This is a genomic window from Sphingomonas sp. PP-CC-3A-396 (assembly GCF_004343105.1).
GTDB lineage: Bacteria > Pseudomonadota > Alphaproteobacteria > Sphingomonadales > Sphingomonadaceae > Sphingomonas.
On record NZ_SLYF01000006.1, the window covers coordinates 299,054 to 323,169 of the forward strand.

The window sequence follows — 24,116 nt, forward strand, 5'->3', positions numbered from 1 at the left end:
CCTTCGGGTCAAGCGATTCGGGTGTCTTCGGCAGCGTCCGCGATCATCGCGGCCGTCGTCGTCGTGCGATTCGGAATCTGTGATGGGGTAGGTGCACGCTGCCGGCTGGAGCCGGCATTGCCGTCACCGAGCGCGTCTTGGCCAAGCTTAAGTCCGCGTGCTTCGGCCAGCTCGGCTAGGCGCGGCTGCGCGTCGGCCAGCAGCGTCCGGGTCGCGGCCTGCTCGGCGTTGAAATGGACGTGGACGGTGTCGCCATCCTTGCGCATCGAGACGTTGATCGCGCCGAGCGCGTCGGGGACCAGGCGGATCCGCGTATCGGTCGCATCGGCGGCGTCGCGCAGGATCTCGATGCGCTCGATCATCGCGTGCGGCCAGCGCTCCTGTCGCATGTCGAGCGGGGCCTGTTGCGCCTCGGGGGTCTTGATCGTCAGCGGCGATACCGACGTGCCAGCGGCAATCGATGGCGCGGTCGGATCGGTCGTGTCGCGCTCGTCGCGCGCCTTGGTGGCGGCCTGGATCGCGGCGCCGAATACCTGGCTGGCGGACGCGACGGTGCCCGGTTGCGGCTGGATCGCGGCAGGCTGCGCGAGCGCGAGCGCCACCGGGGTCGTCGCGTCGGTCGCGACCCAGCGCGGCGTGGCGGGCGCGGCGTTGGTGGCCGGCGCTGGCACCGACGATTGCGCGGTCGAACCGGGTTCGCTCGCAAGACCAAGTGGGGGACTCACGCTCGAGATTTGTGGTGCGACGGGCACGGTCGCCGCTAGCGCCACGATCTGCAACGGCGGAGCCGCGGCGGTGACCGGGATGGCAGGCGTCAAGGCGACCGGCGTGACCTCCCGCGGTGAGATCTGGCTACGGTCGACCATCTCCACCGCAGGTCGCGGCAACACTGTAGCGACGGGTAGGGCGCTGGGCTGCGCGACTGGGCGTAGCGCGATCGGGATTTTCAGAATTGCGGGTGGCGCGACGGGGATCGCTGTTGGCACAGCCCGTTCGGCCTGTGCGAGCTTCGTCGCGCTGCGGGATTGCCGGGGGGCCGGGGTGATCGAGGTCGTGAGGTCCGGTTCCGCCGCCACGAGAGGCTTTGCGTCTGCCGCACCGGTAGCGCTGGGTTTCGCGCCAATAATCGCCGATCCGGCGGGGGCGACGGCGTTCTCGGCCACGATCATCTTGGCGGCTTCGGGGGGCGGCGAAGGTGCGGGGGACGCGACGAGCGGGATGTCCGGGTTTGCCTGCGCAAGGGGAGGAGCGAGCGTGGGCTGCGCGATCATGGGCTGATCGGGCAGGGCCGGTTGATCGGCGAGTGTCGCGTCGGCGGTGTCGTCCGACGGGGTCGTCGGGGTGTCGTTCTTGGCCTTGCCGCCGCGGGGCGCGATCGCGAACGCCGCGGGACGCGCCGCATTGGGGCTCGGACGCGGAGCGATGGTGCGTTTGACGATGTCAGGCGTCGCGGGCTCCGGAGTTACCGGGATTATTGGCTGTACGAGCGTTGGCGATGTCGGGCGCAGACCTGCCGCAAGCGGTTCGGCGAGGAGGGTGACGATCGCCGGGACGATCGGCTGTGCGGCCTCCGTCACGATCGGGGTCGGCAAGGTGTTGCCGGTCGCGGCGGCGTCCTGCCGGACGATCGTGCCGGCCGACAGCGCCGGGATCGCGATGATCGGAGCCGGCGTCGTCGGCGCACCCTCCGCGGCAGCGTCGTCGTTCGCCTGCGCGAAGGAACCCGCGAAATCGCCCGGCGTCGGACCATTTGGCACGGTCGTCGACCGCGCCTGGGCCGGCAGCATGGGAGAAAGAGTCGCGGTCTGGATCATGCAGGATACTCGTTCGGGTGGCGGCACGGCACCGCTCGGCTCCCGCTCAGCAAGGATCGTGCCGAACCCTTCGGAAGGCGGGCGATTCCTCCATCGCGCGGATCGCCTTCAGCACAGCATCGGCGTCGGCGCGTGCGAGCAGCTTCTCGACCGCGGTCTGATCGCGCTTGGCGGCGCGCGTCGCTTCCGCGGCGCGGTCGACATGGTGTTCGGCCGCCTGCATGCGCTCGACTGCGGCGTCGGCGGATTTCTGCAGGCGTTCGCGGTAATGCGCGGCGGCGCCCAGTGACACCGCGACCTGCGTCTCGTGGACCGGCGCGACCGCTTCGACGAGCAGCGCGATACGCCCGGACAAGAGTTGTTCGCTGGCGAACTTGTCGTGTGCGCGGGCTTCGTCGGCGCGGGTCAGCCCGAGCTGGAGCGTGCGGACGCGGTGGATGCGCGCGAGGGTCTTGCCGCGCTTGTCCATCTCAGCCGCCGAACACGCCGGTCAGCTCGGCGACGGCGTCGTTCAGCGATACGGTTTCGTCGGCATCCTGGCGGATATATTCCATGACCGCCGGGTGGCACGCGATAGCCGCGTCGATCGCGGGATCGGCGCCGTGGCGATACGCGCCCATCAGCACGAGATCGCGGTTCTCCTCGTAGGTGGCGAGGTGGCGGCGGAGCGTCCGCGCGGCCGCGGCATGGGGGGCGTCGACGATGTCGGTCATCACGCGGCTGACCGAGGGGCCGATGTCGATCGCGGGGTATACGCCGCGCTCGGCGAGCTGGCGATTGAGGACGATATGGCCGTCGAGGATCGAACGGGCCGAATCGACCACCGGGTCGTTGCCGTCATCGCCGTCCGCCAGCACCGTGTAGATCGCGGTGATCGATCCGCCGGTGTGGACGTCGACGCCTGCGCGCTCGATCAGGTTCGGCAGCATCGCGATGGCACTCGGGGGATAGCCGCGCGCGGACGCGGGTTCGCCGAGCGCGAGGCCGATCTCGCGACCGGCATGCGCGACTCGGGTCAGCGAATCCATGATGAGTAGGACCTTCTTGCCCTCGTCGCGGAAGGATTCGGCGATCGCGTGCGCCCGCAGCGCGCCGCGGATGCGGAGCACCGGCGATTGGTTGGCGGGGACGGCGACGACCACCGAGCGCTTGCGCGCGTCGCCGGCGACCTTGGTTTCGAGGAAGTCGGCGACTTCGCGGCTGCGCTCGCCGATCAGGCCGATCACGATCACGTCGGCCTGCGCGGCGCGCACGATCATACCGAGCAGCACCGACTTGCCGACGCCCGAGCCGGCCATGATGCCGACGCGCTGGCCCTGGCCGATCGTCAGCAGGCCGTTGATCGCGCGCACGCCGACGTCGAGCGGTTCGAGCACGCGGCCACGATCGAGCGGCGACTGGAGCTTCCCCGCGAGCGGCCAGCGGCCGGCGCCGCGGATCGGGCCAAGGCCGTCGATCGGCTTGCCGGCGCCGTCGACGACGCGGCCGAGCATGGCAGCCCCGACTTCGGCTTCCCCCGGCGCGCCGATCGGCTTGACCGGTGCGCGCGGAAGAAGGGCCGCGGCGCCGCCGAGGTTCATCATCAATGTGCGGCCGTTGCGGAAGCCGATGACTTCCGCCTCGACGCTCGCCGCGCCTTCGCCGACCTGGCAGACGGTACCGACCGGGAGGGTCAGGCCGACTGCTTCCATGAGGAGCCCGTCGAACGAGGCGAGGCGGCCGGAGACCTTTGGCTTGGCGACGAAATCGGCGTTGGAGAGGGTTTCGAGATAGTCGGCGGTAAAGCGGTTCAGCATTTGGGCACCGGCACGCGATCGATCGCCTGCGCGAGTTGATCGAGCCAGAGTTCGGGGCCGTCCTCGACGATCGTCGAAGCGCTTTCGAGCACGAAGCTGCCACGCGCGACGCCCGGATCGCCCGCTGCGAAGATCGTCTTCGGCAGGCGGCCGTCGAGCAGCGCGACGTCGTCCGGGTGGACGCGGAGCAGCGCGGATTCGGCGGAGTCGGACAGGAGTTCGGCGGCGGTCTCGATCCGGCCCGCCAAGACGTCCGGCGCGATGCCGACTTCGCCGACGAGTTTTGAGACGAGGAAGAGCACCGTCTGGCGGAGCTGGGCGGCGACGCGGTCGCGGTCGATCCGGTCGTTGCCGAGCGCCGTGGCGAGGTCGCCGAGCAGCGCGCCGTCGCGTATCGCCGTCTCCTGCGCGGCGGCGGCCGCAGCGGCGAGACCCTCCGCGTACCCCGCGGCATGCGAGTCGGCGAGCGGATCGATGAACGACGATTCGCTCACCGGGTCGAGCGGATCCCAGCCAGCGGTCGGGTTCACGTCCTTGTCCGCGGGGCTGAAATGCTTCGGGGCACTCGGCTCCGAAGTAAAGTTCGGGGACGCGACATCGGTCGGCCGCGCTGCCACACGCTCGCGAATGTCCGCGGCGGCGAAGCCCGACGGCGGCGCGAACGCGCTTGCCAGGATGTGCGCGGTCGTCGTGTGGCGCGACGCGAAGCCTGCGGTGAAGCCGTTAGACATAATCGTCTTCCCCCCCGCCCATCTGGATCGTGCCGTCCTTCGCGAGCCCGCGCGCGATCGCGATCATCGCCTTCTGCGCTTCGAGCACTTCGGCGAGCTTCATCGGCCCACGCGCCTCCATCTCGTCGCGGATGCCATCGGCGGCGCGCGCCGACATGCAGCCGAGGAAACGGTTGCGGATCGTCTCGTCGACGCCCTTCAGCGACTTGGTCAGGATCTCGCTGTCGACGTTGCGGATCAGCGTGCCGAGATTCTTGTCATCGAGTTCGAGCAGGTTGTCGAAGACGAACATCGCCTCCTCGATCGCCTTCGCCACTTCGCGGTCGATCTTGAACAGTTTCGGCATCACGCGCTGTTCGGTCGCTTTGCGCGCGCCGGACAGGATCTTGGCTGCCTCGCGCGTGCCGCCAAGCGTGACCCCTGCCGAGCCCGGCGCCGCAGTGGTGCGGTTGGCGAGTACGATCTTCAGCGTCTCGACTGCTTCGGGCGTGATCGGTCCCAGCCGCGCGATGCGGTGGAGAATGTCGGGCTGCACCGCGTCGGGCAGCAGTTCGAGCACCTGGCCGCCGATCGACGCGTCGAGATTGGCGATCAGCACGGCCGCGATCTGCGGATGCTCCTTCTCGATCATCGCCGCGATCTCGGGTGCGTCGAGCCAGTCGAGCAGTTCGAGTTCGCACGCGGCTTCGGGCGGGGTGATGCGCGCGAGCACGCTTTCCGCCTTCTCCGGCCCAAGCGCGCGGTTCATCACCGCCTCGATCTGCGGGCGCGGGTCGAAGCCGATCGCGGTGCGCTCGCGTGCGTGGCCGACGAAATCGTCGAGCACGTCCTCGACTTCCTGCTCGGACACGTCGGCGACCTTGAACATCGCCGCGCCCAGCTGACGCACTTCCTCGGGGTCGAGCTTCTGGAGGATGGCGGCGGCCTCCTCCTCGCCGACCAGCATCATCAGCACCGCGGCGCGCTCGACGCCGGTGTAGGTTCGGAGGGCGACTTCGCTCACTTCGCGTCCGCCTTGATCATGTCGCGCACGGCGAGCGCGGCGCGCGTCGGGTTGTCGCGCGTGAAGCCGCGGACCGCACCGATCCGGTCGTCATAGCCGCGCGTGTTCTCGAGCTGGTCGAGGCTGACTGGGGCGGCGACACCGATCCCGGTCACGCCACCCTCGCCATCGACGCCGCCGATCGGCTGGCCGAGCGCGGGGCGCGACGTGGCTTCGTCCCGCTTTTTCATGAGCGCCTTGGCGATCGGGCGGACGCCGAGCAGCAAGACCAGCAGCGCGATCAAGATCGCGGTGCCGTTGCGCGCGAGCACCGGCAGCCAGGCATTGTCGTACCAGGCGGGACCAGCGGCGGCATCGGTCGCGCCGGCGAACTTGCGGCTGATGACCGTGACGTTGTCGTTGCGTGCCTGGTCGAAGCCGACCGCGCTCTTCACGAGATCGGTGATCTGGTTGATCTCCATCGCGGTGCGGCGGGTCTTGTCGGGATCGCGGAGGAGGACGGCGACCGACAGGCGCTTCACGCCGCCGGGCGTGGCGCGCGTGACCGAGACTTCGCGGCCGAGATCATACGCGCGCTGATACTGGTCCGACTGCTTCATCGCATCGGGAGCGGGGCCACCGGCAACCGGCTGTGCGGCGGGCGTACCGGGATTGCCGGTGGCAGCTTGCGGCGTCGACAAGGTGCTGGCGGCGGGCGGCGTGTTGCTCAGCGCGCCGGGGATACCGCCGGGGGCAGCGCCTGCGCCGTCCTTCTGGTTGCCGGTCCAGTTGCCCGTCTCGGCACGCAGCACGCCCTGCTTCTCATAGCTTTCGCGCGTCGCCTGGCTCTCGTCGAGATTGACGTCGGCCTGCACCTCGGCGGTGAAATTGCCCGCGCCGACCAGCGGCGTGAGCAGCGCGATCAGCTGGGTGCGATACTTGTCCTCGACGCGGCGCTGGATATCGATCCGCGCGTCGCTCGCCGCCCCTGCGCCGTCGTTGCCGCCAGCCTTGGTGAGCAAAGCGCCCATCTGGTCGACGATCGTCACCGCCTCGGGCTTCATGCCGGGCACCGACGAGGCGACGAGGTTGATGATCGAGCTGACCTGCGCATCGCTCAGCGAACGCCCGCCCTGCAGTTTCAGGATGACCGACGCGGACGGCGAGGCGTTGTCGCGGACGAACACGGAGGCTTCGGGCATCGCGAGATGCACGCGCGCCTCGGCGACCGCGTCGATCTCCTCGATCGACTTCGCCATCTCGGATTCGCGCGCCTGGCGGAGGCGTTCGCCTTCGACCGCGCGCGAAACGCCCATCGGCAACTGGTCGAGGATCGCATAGCCGCCCGGTGCTGCTTTCGGCAGGCCCTGGCCCGCGAGCAACATCTTCGCACGGCTATAGTCTTCCTCGCCGACGGTCAGCGCGCCTGTGCCTTCGTCGATATGGCTCTTGATGTTGGCGGTCGTCAGCGCGGACGTGACCGCCGCCTTGTCCGAATCGGGCAGGCCGCTGAATAGCGTCTTCTGCGTCGGCGTCGACAGGCTCATCCACGCAAGCGCGGCGGCGGCGATCAAGCCGACCATCAGCGCCATCGGCAGCGAACGACGGACCGCAGGCTGCGCAAACGCGCCCTTGATCTGCTGGAGGGGATTGGCGAACCGTTCGGCGCCGCCGGGCGAAGTGGGGATGAGTGCGGTGCTCATGTCAGACCGGCATGCTCATGATATCCTTGTAGGCGGACAGCAGCTTGTTGCGGACCTGCAACGTCGCCTCGAACCCGACCGACGCCTGCTGGCGGGCGAGCATCACTTTCGCGATGTCGACCGTCTCGCCGCGCTCATAGCTTTCGCTGAGCTTGGCGGCCTGGGTCTGGCCGTCGTTGACGCTCTTCAGCGCGGTTTCCATCGAATCGGCAAAGCTGGTCGGCTTGACCGTCTCGGTCGGCGCGACGTTCCCGGTTGCACCAGCACGCGAGAGCGCCTGGTTGCGTTCGAGGATCTGCGAGCGCAGCGCCATCACGCGATCGACGCTCATCGCGCCGCCGCCAATGCCCGAGACGCCGCTCATGCCGAGGCTGCCCAGTTAGCGTTGTTCCAGTTTTGGGCGTTGCCGATATCGTCACCCTGCTCGCGCGCCTTGGCGAGGCGATAGCGCAGCGTGCGTTCGGAGATGCCGAGACGCTTGGCGGTCTCGATCCGGCTGCCGTTGCACGCCCTCAGCGTCTCGCGGATCGCGGCGAATTCGCTCATCTGGACGATGTTGCCCAGAGTCCCGGGGGGCGTTTCGGGTTCCGACGGTGCCGTGACAGGCGCGAGCGGTGTCACGGCCACGGTGCGCTGGAACGTCATCGTTACCGGCCGGTCGAACACGATGTGGTTCGCCTCGATCGTGTCGCCGCCGCAGAACAGCAGCGCGCGCTGGATCACGTTCTCCAGCTCGCGGACGTTGCCCGGCCAGTCGTGCAGCATCAGCAGCTCGATCGCCGCATGGCTCGGCCAGGGAATGACATTGCGGCTGCCGGCGTGACGCAGGATCAGCGTCGCGGCGAGCGCGGGAATGTCCTGCGGGCGCTCGGCCAGCGACTTGGTCGCGAGCGGGAACACGGCAAGGCGGTAATAGAGATCGGCGCGGAACCGACCGGCAGCGACTTCGGCGTGGAGATCGCGGTTGGCGCAGGCGATGACGCGCACGTCGATCGGCTGCGGCACCGAGGCGCCGAGCGGCACGACCTCGCGCTCCTGCAACACGCGGAGCAACTTGGCCTGCAACTGCAGCGGCATCTCGGCGATCTCGTCGAGCAAAATCGTGCCGCCATTGGCTGCGCGGAAGAATCCGTCGCCGCCCGACGACGCACCGGTGAACGCACCCTTTTGGTGGCCGAACAGCAGCGCCTCGAGCATCGATTCGGGGAGCGCAGCACAGTTGATCGCGATGAACGGCTTGTCCTTCCGCGCGGAGCCATTGTGGATGGCGCGGGCGAGCACTTCCTTGCCGGTGCCGGTCGGTCCGTTGATCAGCACGGTGATGTCGGCGGTGGCGACGCGTTCCGCGAGAGCGAGCAGCGCGAGCGACTCAGGGTCTGCGGCAGTCGGCATTTCCGGGCCACCGATCAGGGCACGGGCGAAGCCGTTGCCGACCGCGGTATCCTCGGCGGCAAAGCTGATCCGCGCCGGTGCGCCAGCACGCGACGGGGTGACCTCGCGGCCTTCGCAGCCGATCACCACGGTGCGGGCAGGGGCGGTGATACCCTCGCCATCCGCGACGAGGAACAGATCGTTCGGGCCGGGTTGGGTGGTGGCGAACGAGCCCACGCCGAAACCCTGCGCGCGCAGCGACGAGACGAGCGCGTATTTCCGCGAAGTGACTGCGGCTGATGGAAAAATCGAACGCATGGTGTTCCCCCTGGACGATTCGTCGATTGGGGCATTGGTGGTAAACTTGTGGTTAAACGCTGCCGTCTGCCGGCAAATTTTATCCGGGCGCGTTCGCGCGGACACACGGGCTCACCTGCCCGCGCGCGTCCTGCCTGCGAGCACGCGTCCCGCCTACGTGCGAGGCGATCCGAACGCGGTCGGGGCCTGCAATTTTTTTTCTAAAGCCCGCTTCGACCCGGCCGTTACTCACTCTGACGGCACGGGACTTCGCCATGGGGGCGGCGCGGATCGTCTGAACATTCACGGAGATTTCGCAATGACTGTCATCGGTACCAACATCTCGGCCATGCGCGCCGCGAACGCTTCGAACGCAGCCAGCATGGCGCTGTCGACCTCGATGGAGCGCCTGTCGACCGGCAAGAGCATCAACTCGGCCAAGGACAACGCAGCCGGCATGGCGATCAAGACGTCGATGACGTCGCAGATCAAGGGCATGAACCAGGGCATCCGCAACGCCAATGACGGCATCTCGATGGCGCAGACCGCTGAAGGCGCGCTCGACGAGGTCACCAACAACCTGCAGCGTATGCGCGAACTCGAAGTCCAGAAGGGCAACGGCACGTATTCCGCCAGCGACATCCTGAACATCAAGGCCGAGCAGGACGCTCTGTCGACCCAGATCACCAACGTCCTGACGAACACCAAGTTCAACGGCGTGGCGCTGTTCGACGGTTCGGCAGGTACCGGCGGCACGGTGAAGATCCAGGCCGGTGCGAATTCGACCGACGCGATCGATCTCGCACTCGGCGGCGACCTCAAGGCTGCGGGCACGGGCCTCGGCACGGTCGTCACGGCAACCGGTTCGGCCGGCACGCTCTCCGACTATGACACGGCGATCTCGAACGTCTCGAACCGTCGTGCGAACCTCGGTGCGGCGCAGAACCAGCTCCAGTCGGCAGTCAACAACCTGACCTCCAACTCGACCAACCTGTCGGACGCCAAGAGCCGGATCGAAGACACCGACTTCTCGTCGGAAACGACTGCGCTCGCCAAGGCACAGATCCTGAGCCAGGCGTCGACGGCGATGCTTAGCCAGGCGAACCAGAGCCAGCAGAGCGTCCTGAAGCTGCTTCAGTAATCCGAGCCCCGGCATCGGCATCGCCCCCCAAAGGATGACGATGCCGATCGGATCCGCCGCCCCGTCGTTCAGGCGGTACGAAACCCCGATGGCGCAGGCCGTCGGGGTTTTTGGGGTTTTGCGCCAAAACGCCGAAGCGATGTCGCCAGGGCGGCCGCCGACGCGCTACACATGCGGCATGACCATCAGAATCGGTATTGGCGGCTGGACTTACGAGCCGTGGCGCGGGACCTTCTATCCCGAGAAATGGCTGCAGAAGCGCGAACTCGACTATGCGGCCGGTCACGTCACCGCGATCGAGATCAACGGCACCTATTATGGCAGCCAGAAGCCCGCGACGTTCGCCGCCTGGGCCAAGGCGGTGCCCGACGGGTTCGTCTTCTCGCTCAAGGCCTCGCGCTATTGCACCAATCGCAAGGTGCTCGCGGAGGCGGGGGAGTCGATTGCCAAGTTCACCGGGCAGGGGATCGTCGAACTCGGCGACCGGCTCGGGCCGATCCTGTGGCAGTTCATGGCGACCAAGACTTTCGATGCGGACGATTTCGCCGCGTTCCTGAAACTGTTGCCCGATCGGCAGGGCGGCGTCGCGCTGCGTCATGCGGTCCAGGTCCGGCATGAGAGTTTCGCGGTGCCCGAATTCGTCGCGATGTGCCGCGATGCGGGGGTCGCGATCGTGTTCGCGCAATCCGCCGAATACCCGGCGATCGCGGACATCACCGGCGATTTCGTCTATGCGCGACTAGAGGATGCGGAGGAGCGCTTCGTCGCCGGCTACGCCCCGACCGCGCTCGACGACTGGGCGGGCAAAGCGGAGATCTGGGCTGCTGGTGGCAGACCGCAGGGGCTACCCTATGTCGAGGATACCACGCCGCCGAACCAGCCCCGTGAGACGTTTATGTTCTTCATCAACGGTGCGAAGGTGCGTGCTCCCCAGGCCGCAATGGCGTTGATCGCGCGCATCACGACCTGACCATCAGTCGAACGCTTCGCCGGCCTAGGGTGAAACCGACCGGATCGCGGTCAGCACATGCGCGAGCAGGCCATCGGCATCGTGACGGATATTATGCCCCCCCGGCATCCCGACCTTCCGCGCGTTCGGCGTCGTCAGCAACGGGCACAGGCTGTCGGTTTCCTCCACCCCATAGATGCACGTGACCGGCGCCCAGGTCAGCCGGTTCCCCGTCGTCACCCCCATGCTGTCGGGCGTGCCATGATCATAGAGCAGGCTGGACGGATCGGCGCGATAGAACACCGTGTCCCCCGGCAGGATCAGCACGATCGCGGCAACGCGGGGGCGCAAGGCCGCCGGCAGGTTGGCGAGACCGGTCTGGACGATGTCCGCGCCGTACGACTGTCCCATCACGACGATCCGCTTCGCTCCGGTGCGCTTCAGTGCGGTCCGGATGCCCTCCGCGATGATCGCATCGAGCTCGGCGCGCGTGACATGATGTGCGAACAGCGCCGGCGTGGTGATCCCGACGACCGGAATGCCGTGCTCGGTCAGCCCCCGCGAGGTCGACGCGCCAAGCAGGAATCGCAGCCCCATGTCGCCCGAGAAGTTCACCACCGCGATCGGCGGCGGTCCGGACGCGTGCACGCCGAGCGCCGGATACACATGCACCGGATCGCGGTCGAAATAGCCGGCGAGGTAGACGAACAGCACGACGATCGCCGAGATGATCCCGGTGACCCAGGCGCCGCGGCGGACGCGCCGTGCCACGACCGTGCGGGGATGCTTCGTCATGTTCACCGGACCGTCCTTACGCGTACCAAGATCGGGCGGCGATAGGCCGCCCCGCCATGCGCTTCGATGACGCGCGGATTACGTAATCATCCGCTTCAGCGTCTCGATCCGGTCCGCCTCCGCCGCGGGCTTGTCCGTCCTGATCCGCGCGATCCGCGGGAAACGCATCGCCACGCCCGATTTATGCCGCTTCGAATCGTGAAGCGAATCGAACGCGATCTCCAGCACCAGCGTCTTCTCGACCTCACGCACCGGGCCGAAACGGTTCTGCGTGTGATTGCGGACGAAGCTGTCGAGCATCTTGAGCTCTTCATCCGTAATCCCGGAATAGGCCTTGCCGACGGGCAGCAGTTCGCCGTCCTCGGTCCAGCAGCCGAAGGTATAGTCCGAATAATAGGACGAGCGGCGCCCCGAGCCTCGCTGCGCGTACATCATGACGCAGTCGGCGGTCAGCGGATCGCGCTTCCATTTGTACCAGAGACCCGCACGGCGCCCGCCGACATAGGGCGAGTCGCGGCGCTTGAGCATGACGCCCTCGATTGCGGCATCGCGCGAGGTTGCGCGGATTGCTTCCAGCGCGGTGAAGTCCTGCGCTACTATGACCGCACTCAGGTCGAACCGCTCGGGATCGAGGTGCGGCATGAATGCCTCCAGCCTCGCGCGGCGTTCGGTCCACGGCAGCGCGCGGAGATCCTCCTCGCCATCGATCAACAGATCATAGAGCCGGACGAACGCGGGGTACTCGGCCAGCATCTTCGCCGACACGGTCTTGCGGCCAAGCCTTTGCTGGAGCGCGTTGAAGCTCGCCGCGCCGCCGCCATCCTCCAGCGTGCCGCCCTGATGCTCGCCCTTCACCAGCAGTTCGCCATCGACCGTCCCCGGCGTCCGGAATGCGGTGGCGATTTCCGGAAAGCTGCCCGTCACGTCGTCGCCTGTGCGGCTATAGAGTCGTGTTTCGCCCGCGACATGGACGATCTGCACACGGATGCCGTCCCATTTCCACTCGGCCGCATAGTCGGCGAGATCGACACGCAGATCCTCCAGTCCGTGCGCCAGCATGAACGGCCGGAACACGGGCACGTCGGCCGGTGTCGGCTGTTCGCCCGTTCCCTCCGCCCAGGCAAACAGGCTCGGATACGGCGCATCGAGCCCGTGCCAGACCTCCTCGACCGCATCGACATCGAGCCCGAACGCGTCGGCGAGCGCGGTCTTGGCCAGCCGCGCCGATACGCCAATCCGGAGCGCGCCGGTCGCCATCTTGAGCAACGCGAACCGCTCCTCCGCATCCGACCGGTCGAGCATGTCCGCCAACGCCGCTGGAGCATCCGCACGCGACAACGCCGCCAAGCGCTCGACAACGTCGGTGATCGACAGCGGGGTCGGATCGACCGGCACCGTCGGCTCGGGCCAGAGCAGCGCCACCGTCTCCGCGGTATCGCCGACATAATCGCGGCTCATCCGGAACAGCACCGGATCGACGCGTTCCTCGATCAGCCCGCGGATCACCGCCGACTTCACGCCCTTGAGATCGAGATCCCCGGTCAGCGCCGCCATCGCCCAGCCGCGATCCGGATCAGGCGTCGCGCGCAGATAATCCGCGATCAGCTTCAACTTCGCATTGCGCGACCGGGTGTAGGTGAGCGAGTCGAGCAGGGCGGCGAAAGCATGCATCGTCGTTCAACGCACCTGCCGCGCGAAGGGATGCACATGCGAAACGACTGCCGCCGGTTGGTCCCCGCGACGGTCGTTATCGCGCTTTGATGCTTACCGGTCAGCCGACCGTCGGCGGTGGATGGCCTCACGATCCTCCCCCGCCAGGGGGGGTGGCAGGCGTCAGCCTGACGGAGGGGGAGGTTGGCGATTACCGCTGCTCCGTGTCCTCCCCCTCCGTCGCTTCGCGCCACCGCCCCCTTGCGGGGGAGGATCGTGAGGTCCGCGTGATTTAGCCCTTGCGGCTGGCCTCGAACAGGAACCATGCGCGCTCTTCGGCGTGGTCGGTCCATTCGTCGACGATGCCGCTGGTGGCGTTGTCCTTGGCCGCATCGGCGGCGTCCTTGACGATGCGGAACTGCTCGACGAGCTTCAGATTGTCCTCGCGCAGTTCGGCGAGCATCTCGGTCGGACCGACGAACGCCATGTCGTTGTCCGCGATCGTCTGATGTCGCGAGATGTCGCCGATCGAGCGCAGCGTGGTGTTGCCCGTCTTGCGCACGCGCTCGGCGATCGCGTCGGTCACGCCGATGATCTGCGCGGACTGGTCGTCGAGCAGCAGGTGGTAATCGCGGAAATGGGGCCCCGACATGTGCCAGTGGAAGTTCTTGGTCTTGAGATACAGCGCGTAGCAATCCGCGAGCGCAGCGTTCAGCGCGTCGGCGACCGACTTGGTGCTGTTGCTCGGCAGGTCGGTCGGCGTGTCGAGGGCGGGGTTGATATCGGCCATGGCTAGCTCCGGTTCTTGAAAAATCGTTGCGTAAACGATCCGAACGCGAAAATGCTCCTCCCGTCAAACGAGCCGGAGCGCGCCGAGCGCGAGGACGAGGCCGAAGATCACGAACACGATGCCGATGGCGATACGGACCGGCTTGAGCGGAAGTTTCAGCCATGCGGTCTCGCCCATCAAGGCTGCGGGGACGATCACGACCAGCGAGCCGATCGTCGCGCCGATCGCGGCCAGCGGAGGGACGGGGGTGCGCGCGGCGAGCGTCAGGACGATGAACTGCACGCCGTCGCCGAACGCGAGGATGAAGAGGCCGAGTGCGGTGGTGGCGAGCGCGCCGATCTTCCAGCCGGTCAGACGCTCGGGCGCCTTGGCGGGAAAGAACGACCCGCCGCCCTGCAACAGCAGCGCGAGCGCGAGCATGAGTTGTTGTGCGTTGGGCGCGAGCTTCGGCCCGATGACCGCGCCGAGCGTCGCCGCGAGGCCGCTCGCCGCGAGCAATGCTACCGCGGCCATCAGGATCACCAGTCCCGGCTTCGCGTACCGGTCCGACAGGATCGCGGCGAGCCACGCGGTGCGGTCGCCGACCTGCGCGAGCGCGGCCGCGACGAGGGCCGCCATCAAGGCGTCCATGGACTATCCCGCAAGACGCACCGAACAGGCGGCGGCGAAGGCATGGCATGCCTGAACGTCCTGCCGCTCGCAGCCGACCGCATCGCGCAGGATCGCCAGCCAGCCATGCACCAGCGCGCCATGCTCGCCGCGTGACAGCGCCGAATCGACGAAGTGCGCGACGGTGACCGCGGGGTTGAGGCCGTTGCTATGCGCGATCACGCGGATCGCGTCGATCTCGGTGGCGATGTCGCACGGGCGGGAATAGGGCGCTCGGACATCGATCGCGGCGATTCGTGCGGCGAGATCGGCCTTCACCGCGATCATGGCGTCGATTCGTCCTATGTCCGCGGGTACCATCTCGGTGAGTCGTAGCGCCTGCCCCATCATCCCGCTCCTTTTTATCTGAGGATATGATGCGCTTGCGGTGGTGAATAGCGGGTTAAATGCGGCGTCGTGGCGGATGCGGGGGCCGTAAAGCTTGACTTCGCTGCTCACGTCCGCCATGCGCCGCCCCTGATGGAGCGGCGGCGCGAGTTCGCCGCTTTCGCATTTTCAAGCCATAGGAATTGGGCTCATGGCCAAGCCGACCACCGTAAAGATCAAGCTGCTCAGCACCGCTGACACCGGCTTCTTCTACGTCACCAAGAAGAATCCCCGTACCAAGACGGAGAAGCTCTCCTTCTCGAAGTACGATCCCGTCGTGCGCAAGCATGTCGAGTTCAAGGAAGCCAAGATCAAGTAATCGGGTTGGCAGCTCAGGCTGCCGACTGATTGCGAAGATCCGGAAAGCCGCGGGTAACTCCGCGGCTTTTGGCGTTTGTGATCGGAACGTCCGTCATCCCAGCGGAAGCTGGGATCTCCCGCCGCGAGGGTGCGCCCGTATCGGGGAGACCCCAGCTTTCGCTGGGGTGACGGTGTGGGGCGGGGTCCCCCTCCCGCCTTAGACCAAAGCCCCGACCGCATCCATAAACCGCGCCAAACTGATCGGCTTCGACACATACGAATCCGCGCCAGCCGCCCGTATCCGTTCCTGATCCTCCCGCCCGGCATACGCCGTCACCGCCATCACCGGGATCGCGCGCAGCTCCTCGTCCGCCTTCAGCTCGAGGATGATCTCGTAGCCGGTGACGTGCGGCATCTGGATGTCCATGATGATCAGGTCGGGTACGAAATCCCGTGCCCGCGCAACGGCTTCGCGGCCGTCGCGCACGGGTTCGACGGCGAACTGGTGCGCGCGCAGCAAATCGCAGAATAGTTTGAGGTTCAGTTCGTTGTCCTCGACAACGAGCACCTTCTTTGTCACCGCCGCACCTTATCCGGAAAGAGGGCACGATAGGCAATGCGCGACCGCGATTCAAACGAAGACGCCGAAGCGCTCGCCCTGCGCGCGCTGGTATGGACGCTGGTCGAGCCCGACCGCGCGATGCGGCTGTTGTCGGTCACCGGCCTCGAGCCGCACGATCTCCGCGCAAGGGCGAGTGACCCGACCGTGCTGTCGGCGGCGCTCGGCTTTCTCGAAAACCACGAGCCGGATCTGATTGCGTGCGCCGAATCGCTCGGTGTGAAGCCCGAGGCGCTGGTCCGCGCGCATGCCAGACTGGACCAAGGAGATTTCGAAGCATGAGGCCGTTGCTGATCAGCGATTGCGACGAAGTGCTGCTGCACATGGTCAAGCATTTCGGCGTGTGGCTCGACGAGCGCCACGACATCGACTTTGCGATCCAGCACGGCGATTTCTCGACCGCGATGACTCGCCGCGATGGCGGTCCGCCGCCGTCGCGCGAGGACATGTGGGCGATGCTCGGCGAGTTCTTCCCCGCCGAGATGCACCGCCAGACGCTGGTGCCGCATGCGGTCGAGGCGCTGGAGCGATTGGCGCGGGTGGCGGACATCGTGATCCTCACCAACCTTCAGGACGAGTGCCGCCAGCCGCGGATCGAACAGTTGGCGAAGTTCGGCATCGAACATCGGGTGGAGTGCAACCAGGGCGGCAAGGGTACGCCGGTGTCGCGACTGGTCGAGGAATACGGGTCGCCGGTGACGGTGTTCGTCGACGATCTGGCGGTGCATCACGAGTCGGTCGCGAAGCACGCGCCGGGGGTGCACCGGTTGCACATGGTCTCCGAGCCGACGCTGGCGGTGAATGTGCCGAAGGCGCCCGAGGCGCACGCGCGGATCGACGACTGGCGCGAGGCGGCGGACTGGATTTCTACGCGGTTCGAGGCTGGGTTGCCGGCGGACGCCTGATTCCCTCGATCCTCCCCTGGAAGGGGAGGTGGCGCGAAGCGACGGAGGGGTGACGCCCCATCGAGAGCGGGTCACCCCTCCGTCAGCGCGTTGCGCTGCCACCTCCCCTTGCAGGGGAGGAACGGCGTTCGAAATGATAGGTAAGCCCACGCACTTGACCCGTCCCCCACCGCTGTGGTGATACCTTCCCCCATGACCGATCGTATCGACCGCAAGCTCGAAGAGCTGGGCCTCACCCTTCCGCAGGCCGCCGCGCCCGTCGCCGCCTATGTCCCGACCGTGCTGGCGAACGGCATGCTCCACATCTCGGGCCAGTTGCCGTTCAAGGACGGCCAGCTCGTCAAGGGCCGCGTAGGAGACGACGTCTCGATCGAAGACGCGCAGGACGCCGCCAAGCTGTGCGGGCTCATGCTGGTCGCGCAGATGAAGGCGGCGCTCGGCACGCTTGGCCGCGTCGAGCGGATCGTGAAGCTCGGTGTATTCGTCAACTCGACCGGCGACTTCACCGACCAGGCCAAGGTCGCCAACGGCGCCTCCGAGCTGATGGTCGCGCTTTTCGGCGATAGCGGCAAGCACGCGCGCTCGGCCGTTGGCGTTGCCGTCCTCCCGCTCGGTGCTGCTGTCGAGATCGACGCGATCGTGCAGGTTTCCGCCTGACCGTCTTGGAGGCGCGCCCTCGCGTCTCTACCTAAGGCGGCAATGAACGCCGTCACAGCCCGCATCGCCCAAGGCGTCACCTCGATCGCGGCCGAGGACTGGGACGCGTGCTCCGGCACCGCCAACCCGTTCGTCGGCCACGCCTTCCTCTCCGCACTCGAAACGTCGCGAAGCGTCGGTGGCCGCTCCGGCTGGCAGGCGCTGCCGGTCGTGGTCGACGGCCCCGACGGCAAGCCCGCGGGAATCGCGCCCGCCTACGCCAAGAGTCACAGCCAGGGCGAATACGTCTTCGACCAGGGCTGGGCGGATGCATGGGAGCGGGCAGGGGGGCAATATTACCCCAAGCTCCAGATCGCCGCGCCGTTCAGCCCGGTGCCGGGCCCGCGTCTGCTACTGAAGGACCGCGACCACGCCCCCGCGCTGATCGCCGCACTGGAAGCGGTGACCGATCAGAGCGGGCTATCCTCCGCGCATGCGACCTTCATCGACCCCGACGAAGTGGCGCTGTTCGAGTCTGCCGGCTGGCTAATCCGGCAAGGCACGCAGTTCCACTGGAAGAACGACGGGTACGCGGGCTTCGACGACTTCCTCGCCGTCCTCGCCAGCCGCAAGCGCAAGGCGATCCGCAAGGAGCGCGCCGCCGCGGTAGAGGGCCTGACGATCCGTCAACTCACCGGCGCCGAGATCACCCCCGCGCACTGGGACGCGTTCTGGGTCTTCTATCAGGACACGGGCGCGCGAAAATGGGGTCAGCCCTATCTGACGCGCGCGTTCTTCGACCAGATCGGCAAGACGATGGGCGACCAGATCCTGCTGATCCTTGCCGAGCGCGACGGCCTCCCCATTGCTGGCGCACTCAACCTGATCGGCGCGGACACGCTCTACGGCCGCTATTGGGGCGCGACCGAGGAGGTGCCGTTCCTCCATTTCGAGCTCTGCTACTATCAGGCGATCGACGCCGCCATCGCGCGCGGCCTGAAGACTGTCGAGGCCGGCGCGCAAGGTGAACACAAGCTCGCGCGCGGCTATGCGCCGGTCGCGACCTATTCCGCGCACTACATCCCCGACCCGAGCTTCCGCCGCGCGATCGCCGACTATCTTGTTCGCGAGCGCGAGGCGGTCGCCGAGCAACAGGAGTATCTCGGCGAGCTTACTCCGTTCCGGCGGGGCGAACCGCAGGCTTGTTGACGCGGTACAACAGGCTGGTCCCATCGCGGCGGATCAGCGTCAGGTCTTGGACCAGCGCCGGGTCGAACTTTTGCGGGTGGATCAGCCACATATAATCGAACGCATCGCGCGGGAATTTCGCGAGCGCCATCGAGATCGGCCGCCAGAACTGGCCGCGGCATTTGACGTCGCTCACGACCTCCGACGGATCGTGCGCAAAGCCCTTCGCCGCCGCATAGTTGGTCGTCAGCAACTGCGCCCCCGCCATCGACCACTGATCGTTGGTAAAGGCGAGACGCCGCTCCAGCAGCAACGCGGGCACATGCTCGAGCCGCGAATACGCCCAGTCGTCGCGACACCGCCGCCCGACGAACGACACCACGCGAGAGCGCTCGGGCACCGTATCGATCGCCGCGATCGCCTGGTCGTAGCTGCGATCGTACATCAGATAGCTGACCGTCGTCCCCGCCAGCCGCACCCCGAAGAACGCAAACCCCAGCACCGCGAGCACCGCCGCCCCACGCAACGACAGCCCATGCCGTGGCCGCAGCGCGATCACCGCGATCGCCAGCACGAACGGCGCCAGCCGCATGTCCGCATAGGCCGACCCGAACACGATCCGCGGCAACAGCACGTACACCGCCGCCAGGAACAGCGCCGACAGCCCCAGATTGCGCGAATATTCGATCGTCTGGTCGCGCACGCCGCGGAACAGGATCACGAACAGCACGGTCACCGAGGCGATGTCGAACGCCATCCACCGATCGCGCAGGACCATCGTGATCCAGTTCATCTTCCAGCGCCAATTGAACCAGTCCTGCGTCTTGCCGCCGACATGGTCGCCCGATCGCCACACCACCATCATCACCATCGGCAATGCGAGCGGCAGGCAGTTCAGTCCCGCCTGGACGAACGCCCTGAACCAGCCATGCGCCCAGCTCTTGGGATCGCTGTCGCGGCGGATGTCATGCTGGCGGATCAGCTCGGCGGAGAAGGCGAGCACGCCCAGCACGCCCCAGCCGAACGTATGGCATAGCCACAACAGGCACGAGACGGGGATGAAGATCGCGGTGCGCAGCTTTGTCCGGCCAAGCCGCCCCATCCGCAGCCACAGCGCGAACAGGTTGAGCGCAAGCGCCATCGCCAGCGCGAAATTCACGAATCCGAACTGGAACGGGTAACTATAGGCGAGCGGCAACGCGAACAACGCGGTCGCCGGGATTCGCCCATGCACCTCGCGCGCGATCCACAGCAGCCCGGTCACGGTCAGCGCCGGGATCGTCATCACGATCAGCTTCACCGCCAGCTGCAACCCGAAGATCGGCGCCAGCGGTTCGATCAGCAGGTCGATCCCGAGGTTGCCGATCATCTGCCAATGGAAGTTATACCACTGAGAAAGCCAGGGATTGTCGCCGATCGCCAGCTGGACGCGGTAGCGCCCCATATGGCCGGGCAGATCGACCAGCGGCGGAATCTCCGGCCACAGCAACGGTATCATCGACGCCAGCGCCACCGCGACGACGAAGCCGCGCGTCTGCCACCAGTTCAGCCGCCCCGTCTTACCGTCGTCCACTCATTCCCCGCTACCGCAACGTCGTCATCGGATGCGATAGAGGCGGAGTCTTGCCCCATGCAAGGGGAGACGTACGAAGCCCGGCGGGGCCCGGCCGGTTTGCAGCATCGTCGCAAGACTGTTCGGATAGCTGTGCGTCACGTCGATCTCGGAAAAATCTCCTGGACAGAAAGCGACATAGGTCACGTTCCACGCGCGCGCGATCGTCGCGCTGCGGTCGGGGCGGCTCAGAAAATAGCGATACATCGCCATGTTGCCGCGGTTATTGCGGTGATAGCCGGCGCCGACGGTCGACAGATGCGTCGCGCCGATCAGATAGGACGCCATGTTCGTCGGGGCCATCACCACGCCCGGCGGATACCGATCGACCTGCGCCCAGGCGTCGCCGGTGTTGCAGAGGATCTGCGGCGTCGTCGCAGGCGGGATCCGCACGCCGGGATTGAGGACACGGACCGCGATGACGGGCGCCTCGGCATAGGTGATACCCGCCGAGACCAGCCAGGCGCCGATCAGCGCGGGCGTCGACCAAGTCGTTCGACGCCGCGCCGCCAGGATCAGGCCGGCGAGCACCGGTATGACGGTCGGTGCGCCGATATAGGTCCCCCGCGCCTGTGACAGCGAGACGAGCGCCGAGACGCCGATCACGCCGACGAGCGGCATCATAACCGCCCAGCGCTTCGGCGTGCGTGCAACCATCCAGGCCGACGCGATGCACCCCGCGAGCAGCAGTCCGCCGATCGACAGCGTGCGGGCGAACGTCGCCTGCGCAAAAATGCTGTTCGCTTCGTCGATGTGCGGGAGGAAGGCGGCACGAAGGAAGGGGTCGACCATCCCGTACGGCCCGGTCAGGCATCCCGGATAGGCGGCCAGCGTCCCGCCCAGTGCAAGCGTTCCGAGCACGCCGCCCACGACGATGCGCGATGGCCATGTCCGCAGCCACGGTGTCGCCGCTGCCAGTGCGCCAAGCGCCGCGGCGACGGCGAGCGTGCCTGTCGCCGACGCCGGCGTGAAGGCGTCGCACAGCGCAGGCGACCAATAACCGGGACGCATCGCCACCAGAAAGACGCCGGTCGTCGCTGCAAGCGCCGCCGCAAACCCGGCAAGCCGCCGTCGTTCGCGCTCGCCGGATACGACCCAGAACAACGCCAGCGTGGCGACGAGGATAGCAACCTGCGGCGCAGTTTCCAGCCCGATCACCAGGCTGGCGGCAACGGCGAGCCCCGCGACGACGCCGCTGCCGATCGACGGTCGGCGCATCATCACGAGGATGATGATTTCGATGATGACGATCTGCAGCGCGTGGTGGTCGATCCGTCCCGGGATGAACAGCGTGATGCCGGGATAGGCGAGGTCTGCCAGAATGGCCGCCACGACCGCCGCCTCGTTACCCCATAGCCGGCGCGCGATCCGCGCCGACAGGAATATGTTGCAGGCAAAAAGTAGCGCCGGGTACAGCAGCACCGCAGTCAGTTCGGCACCGTGACGGCCGACCAGCGGCGTCGCCGCAAGGATGATCCCGGCGATCCCGAAATCGTTCAGCCGCGACCAGTGCATCGGTGCGCCGAGCGGGGGCGCCATGCGGTATTGCGTCCAGTCGTTGAAGCCCTGGCCATTGAGCCAGTCGCGGACCTGCGCCAGCCGCATCATGTCGTCCGCATCGGGCAGGATCAGTTGCCCGACGCGGTGCCAGTCGGTGATCGCCCAGCAGGTCGACAGCAATGTCGCCAGCACCACCGCGACGATCACGTCGAAGCGGATCGCACGGTCGCGGCGTGCGACATAAGCGGGTGCGTCGTCGATTGGCGGCGGGTTTGGCATGCGGTCATCCTGCGGTGAACGTCGCCGGCTTAGCGGCGAATAGTTAACCCTCTTTTTAGCGTTCGGTCCGTATGCCTTCGGGCAAGGGAGGATCATCCATGCCGACAGTGCTGGCCTATCAATCGCCGATCGTCGAACGCGGAACGTCAGCGGTGGAAGCGGAGGATGCGGTCGAACTGTCGATCGTCATGCCCTGCCTCAACGAAGCCGAGACGCTCGCCCTCTGCATTCGCAAGGCGCAGGAATTCCTGCGGTCGAGCGGGGTTGCCGGCGAGGTCGTGATCGCCGACAACGGTTCGACCGATGGGTCGCGCCAGATCGCGAATGCGATGGGCGCGCGCCTCGTCGGCGTCGAGACGAAGGGCTATGGTGCGGCGCTGCTGGGCGGGATCGCGGCGGCCCGCGGACGCTTCGTGATCATGGGCGATGCCGACGACAGCTACGACTTTCTCGCGTTGATGCCGTTCGTCACCGCGCTCCGAGATGGCGGCGAACTGGTGATGGGCAACCGGTTCCAGGGGGGGATCGCTCCCGGTGCGATGCCGCCGCTGCATCGATATCTTGGCAACCCCGTCCTCAGCTTCCTCGGGCGTCGCCTGTTCAACGCGCGCATCGGCGACTTCCATTGCGGTCTGCGCGGGTTCCGCCGCGATTCGGTCCTTGGTCTTGGCTTGCGATCGTCGGGCATGGAGTTCGCCAGCGAGATGGTCGTCAAGGCGGTCATGCACCGGCTCGATGTCCGCCAGGTGTCGACCACGCTGTCGCCCGACGGTCGCAGCCGTCCGCCGCATTTGCGGACGTGGCGCGACGGCTGGCGGCATCTGCGCTTCCTGCTGACCTATGCTCCGCGATTCCTGTTCGTCTATCCCGGCCTGATCGCCGCGGCTGGCGGCGCGGCGGGAGTCGCGGTACTCGCGACCGGCGGGGTCGAACTCGGCGGTATCGAACTCAGCGCGACGACGATGCTGTTTGCGGCGATGGCGATGCTGCTGGGTAGCCAGTTGATCGGCTTCGGAATCCTCGCAAGACTCTACGGCGTCGCCAGCGCCTTGTGGCCGACCAGCATGCGGGTCGATCAATTCCGCCGCCACTTCAGCGTCGAGCGCGGTTGCATCCTCGGTGGTCTTCTCCTGCTGCTTGGCATGGCCGGTAGTGCAGCGCTGCTCGCGCAATGGGGGCGGGCGGGATTCGGGCCGATGGAGCCGGTCCATCTCATGCGTCTGGCGATCCCGACGATGGTGGCGTGCGTCATCGGGTTGCAGACGATGTTTACCAGTTTCCTGATCGGACTGATCGACACCCGACCCGATCGCTGAGGTTGCGATGGGCATGAAAAAGGGGAGGATACGATCGCCGTATCCTCCCCTTTTTCATGCTGATCACGCGCTTCGGTTCAGTGTGACAGCACCGTCACGAAGTGCAGCCCGCGATCGAATACCCACGAGAACGGGCGCGGGTACAGCGACAGCCGCGTCGCGAACCTGCTGACGCCCAGATCGAGCGTCCGCCAGATGCTGGTCCATTCCTTGCGCGACAGATAGTTATACGGCAGCCTGACGCCGTGCGCGGCGTTGCCGACCCAATCCATGAAGCGCAGCGTGGTGTTTGCGGCGATGCCGTTGCGCAGATGATCCTTGACGATGACCATCGGTGCGATCCGCGCAATCTCGGCGAGCACGGCTTCGGGGTCGTCGGTATGATGCAGCACGTCAACGACGATCGCCGCGTCGAAGGCGTTGTCTGCAAACGGGATATGTGCCCCATCGAACGCATGGACCGGGATCGCCGTGTCCGGGCGCACCAGCACGTCGATGCCTTCGATCGTCACGTCTGGCCGCGTCTGCATGATCAGCACGGCCAGATCGCCGCTGCCGCAGCCGACATCGAGCACCCGCGCATCGGCGGGCAATCGCTCGGCGATCACCGCGGCCAGACGCCGAATTCGACGGCCGAACACCAATTTGTCATGAACCGCACCCAGCACGTCGCATCTCCCGAATCAGAGATGCGACCTTGCCGTTGA

General features: G+C 66.9%; 25 protein-coding genes. 8 read left to right on the forward strand and 17 right to left on the reverse strand.

From position 1 onward, the window contains the following. Positions 1–8 precede the first annotated feature (8 nt). Genes C8J40_RS13850 through C8J40_RS13885 form a run of 8 tightly spaced genes read right to left on the reverse strand, consistent with a single transcriptional unit; the run spans position 9 to position 8,715 of the window. The gene (locus tag C8J40_RS13850) at positions 9–1,814 is read right to left on the reverse strand and encodes a flagellar hook-length control protein FliK (RefSeq protein ID WP_132897488.1); all 1,806 of its coding nucleotides are present in this window, start codon (positions 1,812–1,814) and stop codon (positions 9–11) included. Positions 1,815–1,860: 46 nt separating this feature from the next. After that, positions 1,861–2,283 carry a hypothetical protein gene (locus tag C8J40_RS13855; protein ID WP_132897489.1) on the reverse strand — a complete coding sequence of 141 codons (423 nt, stop codon included), beginning with the start codon at positions 2,281–2,283 and terminating at the stop codon, positions 1,861–1,863. Position 2,284: 1 nt separating this feature from the next. Beyond that, on the reverse strand, positions 2,285–3,610 hold the full coding sequence (locus tag C8J40_RS13860) for a FliI/YscN family ATPase (protein WP_132897490.1): 1,326 nt from the start codon (positions 3,608–3,610) through the stop codon (positions 2,285–2,287). Beyond that, entirely contained in the window at positions 3,604–4,341 is a 738-nt protein-coding gene (locus C8J40_RS13865) for a FliH/SctL family protein (RefSeq protein ID WP_132897491.1), read from the reverse strand. The genes C8J40_RS13860 and C8J40_RS13865 overlap by 7 nt, the downstream gene beginning before the upstream one ends. Further along, positions 4,334–5,344: a flagellar motor switch protein FliG gene (gene fliG, locus C8J40_RS13870; protein ID WP_132897492.1), complete on the reverse strand. Its 1,011-nt coding sequence runs from the start codon at positions 5,342–5,344 to the stop codon at positions 4,334–4,336. The genes C8J40_RS13865 and fliG overlap by 8 nt, the downstream gene beginning before the upstream one ends. Next, positions 5,341–7,026, reverse strand: a complete 1,686-nt coding sequence (gene fliF / locus C8J40_RS13875) for a flagellar basal-body MS-ring/collar protein FliF (RefSeq protein WP_132897493.1) — start codon at positions 7,024–7,026, stop codon at positions 5,341–5,343. Before fliF ends, fliG begins: the two co-directional genes overlap by 4 nt. Position 7,027: 1 nt before the next feature. After that, positions 7,028–7,390, reverse strand: a complete 363-nt coding sequence (gene fliE / locus C8J40_RS13880; protein WP_132897494.1) for a flagellar hook-basal body complex protein FliE — start codon at positions 7,388–7,390, stop codon at positions 7,028–7,030. After that, positions 7,387–8,715 carry a sigma 54-interacting transcriptional regulator gene (locus tag C8J40_RS13885; RefSeq protein ID WP_132897495.1) on the reverse strand — a complete coding sequence of 443 codons (1,329 nt, stop codon included), beginning with the start codon at positions 8,713–8,715 and terminating at the stop codon, positions 7,387–7,389. The genes fliE and C8J40_RS13885 overlap by 4 nt, the downstream gene beginning before the upstream one ends. A 298-nt stretch (positions 8,716–9,013) precedes the next feature. Here C8J40_RS13885 and C8J40_RS13890 point away from each other — a divergent pair, with 298 nt between their 5' ends. Together C8J40_RS13890 and C8J40_RS13895 are read left to right on the forward strand one after the other, a co-directional pair. Continuing rightward, positions 9,014–9,835 (forward strand): flagellin, encoded by an 822-nt coding sequence (locus tag C8J40_RS13890; RefSeq protein ID WP_056054167.1) that lies wholly within the window; start codon positions 9,014–9,016, stop codon positions 9,833–9,835. A 178-nt stretch (positions 9,836–10,013) separates the two neighbouring features. Further along, the gene (locus C8J40_RS13895) at positions 10,014–10,805 is read left to right on the forward strand and encodes a DUF72 domain-containing protein (protein WP_132897496.1); all 792 of its coding nucleotides are present in this window, start codon (positions 10,014–10,016) and stop codon (positions 10,803–10,805) included. Positions 10,806–10,829: 24 nt separating this feature from the next. On the opposite strand, the gene C8J40_RS13900 is transcribed toward C8J40_RS13895, so the two are convergent. From C8J40_RS13900 to C8J40_RS13920, 5 genes are all read right to left on the reverse strand, one after another. Beyond that, positions 10,830–11,579, reverse strand: coding sequence for an AcvB/VirJ family lysyl-phosphatidylglycerol hydrolase (locus C8J40_RS13900; RefSeq protein ID WP_132897497.1), 750 nt, complete (start codon positions 11,577–11,579; stop codon positions 10,830–10,832). 78 nt (positions 11,580–11,657) lie between these two features. After that, positions 11,658–13,250, reverse strand: coding sequence for a cisplatin damage response ATP-dependent DNA ligase (locus C8J40_RS13905; RefSeq protein ID WP_132897498.1), 1,593 nt, complete (start codon positions 13,248–13,250; stop codon positions 11,658–11,660). A gap of 271 nt (positions 13,251–13,521) precedes the next feature. Next, positions 13,522–14,019 carry a DNA starvation/stationary phase protection protein gene (locus C8J40_RS13910; protein ID WP_132742470.1) on the reverse strand — a complete coding sequence of 166 codons (498 nt, stop codon included), beginning with the start codon at positions 14,017–14,019 and terminating at the stop codon, positions 13,522–13,524. A gap of 63 nt (positions 14,020–14,082) precedes the next feature. After that, positions 14,083–14,649 carry a TMEM165/GDT1 family protein gene (locus C8J40_RS13915; protein ID WP_132897499.1) on the reverse strand — a complete coding sequence of 189 codons (567 nt, stop codon included), beginning with the start codon at positions 14,647–14,649 and terminating at the stop codon, positions 14,083–14,085. 3 nt (positions 14,650–14,652) lie between these two features. Then, positions 14,653–15,015, reverse strand: a complete 363-nt coding sequence (locus C8J40_RS13920) for a hypothetical protein (RefSeq protein ID WP_243693389.1) — start codon at positions 15,013–15,015, stop codon at positions 14,653–14,655. Positions 15,016–15,205: 190 nt separating this feature from the next. Between C8J40_RS13920 and rpmG the strand changes: the two genes are divergently transcribed. After that, positions 15,206–15,373 carry a 50S ribosomal protein L33 gene (gene rpmG / locus C8J40_RS13925; protein ID WP_055881863.1) on the forward strand — a complete coding sequence of 56 codons (168 nt, stop codon included), beginning with the start codon at positions 15,206–15,208 and terminating at the stop codon, positions 15,371–15,373. Positions 15,374–15,571: 198 nt separating this feature from the next. On the opposite strand, the gene C8J40_RS13930 is transcribed toward rpmG, so the two are convergent. Then, a complete protein-coding gene (locus tag C8J40_RS13930) occupies positions 15,572–15,934 on the reverse strand; it encodes a response regulator (protein ID WP_132897500.1) in 363 nt (120 codons plus the stop codon). Between the two features lie 36 nt (positions 15,935–15,970). On the opposite strand from C8J40_RS13930, the gene C8J40_RS13935 reads away from it, so the two are divergent. The 4 genes from C8J40_RS13935 (at position 15,971) to C8J40_RS13950 (ending at position 18,723) form a co-directional block, all read left to right on the forward strand. Continuing rightward, on the forward strand, positions 15,971–16,255 hold the full coding sequence (locus C8J40_RS13935; protein ID WP_132897501.1) for a DUF3572 domain-containing protein: 285 nt from the start codon (positions 15,971–15,973) through the stop codon (positions 16,253–16,255). Further along, entirely contained in the window at positions 16,252–16,878 is a 627-nt protein-coding gene (locus C8J40_RS13940; protein ID WP_132897502.1) for an HAD family hydrolase, read from the forward strand. Before C8J40_RS13935 ends, C8J40_RS13940 begins: the two co-directional genes overlap by 4 nt. Before the next feature lie 192 nt (positions 16,879–17,070). Beyond that, a complete protein-coding gene (locus C8J40_RS13945) occupies positions 17,071–17,535 on the forward strand; it encodes a RidA family protein (RefSeq protein WP_132897503.1) in 465 nt (154 codons plus the stop codon). A 42-nt stretch (positions 17,536–17,577) separates the two neighbouring features. Then, entirely contained in the window at positions 17,578–18,723 is a 1,146-nt protein-coding gene (locus C8J40_RS13950) for a GNAT family N-acetyltransferase (protein ID WP_132897504.1), read from the forward strand. Here the strand turns inward: C8J40_RS13950 and C8J40_RS13955 are convergent. After that, on the reverse strand, positions 18,686–20,200 hold the full coding sequence (locus C8J40_RS13955; RefSeq protein ID WP_132897568.1) for a hypothetical protein: 1,515 nt from the start codon (positions 20,198–20,200) through the stop codon (positions 18,686–18,688). The two genes, C8J40_RS13950 and C8J40_RS13955, sit on opposite strands and share 38 nt — an antisense overlap. 99 nt (positions 20,201–20,299) lie before the next feature. Next, positions 20,300–22,093, reverse strand: coding sequence for a glycosyltransferase family 39 protein (locus tag C8J40_RS13960; RefSeq protein WP_132897505.1), 1,794 nt, complete (start codon positions 22,091–22,093; stop codon positions 20,300–20,302). A 98-nt stretch (positions 22,094–22,191) separates the two neighbouring features. Between C8J40_RS13960 and C8J40_RS13965 the strand changes: the two genes are divergently transcribed. Further along, entirely contained in the window at positions 22,192–23,409 is a 1,218-nt protein-coding gene (locus C8J40_RS13965) for a glycosyltransferase family 2 protein (RefSeq protein ID WP_132897506.1), read from the forward strand. A gap of 77 nt (positions 23,410–23,486) precedes the next feature. On the opposite strand, the gene C8J40_RS13970 is transcribed toward C8J40_RS13965, so the two are convergent. Next, a complete protein-coding gene (locus tag C8J40_RS13970; RefSeq protein ID WP_132897507.1) occupies positions 23,487–24,077 on the reverse strand; it encodes a class I SAM-dependent methyltransferase in 591 nt (196 codons plus the stop codon). Positions 24,078–24,116 lie beyond the last annotated feature (39 nt).

Bases quoted from the DNA above. Each gene is read 5' to 3' on its own strand.
- C8J40_RS13850 (WP_132897488.1), bottom strand. From the start codon at position 1,814: ATGATCCAGACCGCGACTCTTTCTCCCATGCTGCCGGCCCAGGCGCGG.
- C8J40_RS13855 (WP_132897489.1), bottom strand. From the start codon at position 2,283: ATGGACAAGCGCGGCAAGACCCTCGCGCGCATCCACCGCGTCCGCACG.
- C8J40_RS13860 (WP_132897490.1), bottom strand. From the start codon at position 3,610: ATGCTGAACCGCTTTACCGCCGACTATCTCGAAACCCTCTCCAACGCC.
- C8J40_RS13865 (WP_132897491.1), bottom strand. From the start codon at position 4,341: ATGTCTAACGGCTTCACCGCAGGCTTCGCGTCGCGCCACACGACGACC.
- fliF (WP_132897493.1), bottom strand. From the start codon at position 7,026: ATGAGCACCGCACTCATCCCCACTTCGCCCGGCGGCGCCGAACGGTTC.
- fliE (WP_132897494.1), bottom strand. From the start codon at position 7,390: ATGAGCGGCGTCTCGGGCATTGGCGGCGGCGCGATGAGCGTCGATCGC.
- C8J40_RS13885 (WP_132897495.1), bottom strand. From the start codon at position 8,715: ATGCGTTCGATTTTTCCATCAGCCGCAGTCACTTCGCGGAAATACGCG.
- C8J40_RS13890 (WP_056054167.1), top strand. From the start codon at position 9,014: ATGACTGTCATCGGTACCAACATCTCGGCCATGCGCGCCGCGAACGCT.
- C8J40_RS13895 (WP_132897496.1), top strand. From the start codon at position 10,014: ATGACCATCAGAATCGGTATTGGCGGCTGGACTTACGAGCCGTGGCGC.
- C8J40_RS13900 (WP_132897497.1), bottom strand. From the start codon at position 11,579: ATGACGAAGCATCCCCGCACGGTCGTGGCACGGCGCGTCCGCCGCGGC.
- C8J40_RS13905 (WP_132897498.1), bottom strand. From the start codon at position 13,250: ATGCATGCTTTCGCCGCCCTGCTCGACTCGCTCACCTACACCCGGTCG.
- C8J40_RS13910 (WP_132742470.1), bottom strand. From the start codon at position 14,019: ATGGCCGATATCAACCCCGCCCTCGACACGCCGACCGACCTGCCGAGC.
- C8J40_RS13915 (WP_132897499.1), bottom strand. From the start codon at position 14,649: ATGGACGCCTTGATGGCGGCCCTCGTCGCGGCCGCGCTCGCGCAGGTC.
- C8J40_RS13920 (WP_243693389.1), bottom strand. From the start codon at position 15,015: ATGGGGCAGGCGCTACGACTCACCGAGATGGTACCCGCGGACATAGGA.
- rpmG (WP_055881863.1), top strand. From the start codon at position 15,206: ATGGCCAAGCCGACCACCGTAAAGATCAAGCTGCTCAGCACCGCTGAC.
- C8J40_RS13935 (WP_132897501.1), top strand. From the start codon at position 15,971: ATGCGCGACCGCGATTCAAACGAAGACGCCGAAGCGCTCGCCCTGCGC.
- C8J40_RS13940 (WP_132897502.1), top strand. From the start codon at position 16,252: ATGAGGCCGTTGCTGATCAGCGATTGCGACGAAGTGCTGCTGCACATG.
- C8J40_RS13945 (WP_132897503.1), top strand. From the start codon at position 17,071: ATGACCGATCGTATCGACCGCAAGCTCGAAGAGCTGGGCCTCACCCTT.
- C8J40_RS13950 (WP_132897504.1), top strand. From the start codon at position 17,578: ATGAACGCCGTCACAGCCCGCATCGCCCAAGGCGTCACCTCGATCGCG.
- C8J40_RS13955 (WP_132897568.1), bottom strand. From the start codon at position 20,200: ATGATACCGTTGCTGTGGCCGGAGATTCCGCCGCTGGTCGATCTGCCC.
- C8J40_RS13960 (WP_132897505.1), bottom strand. From the start codon at position 22,093: ATGCCAAACCCGCCGCCAATCGACGACGCACCCGCTTATGTCGCACGC.
- C8J40_RS13965 (WP_132897506.1), top strand. From the start codon at position 22,192: ATGCCGACAGTGCTGGCCTATCAATCGCCGATCGTCGAACGCGGAACG.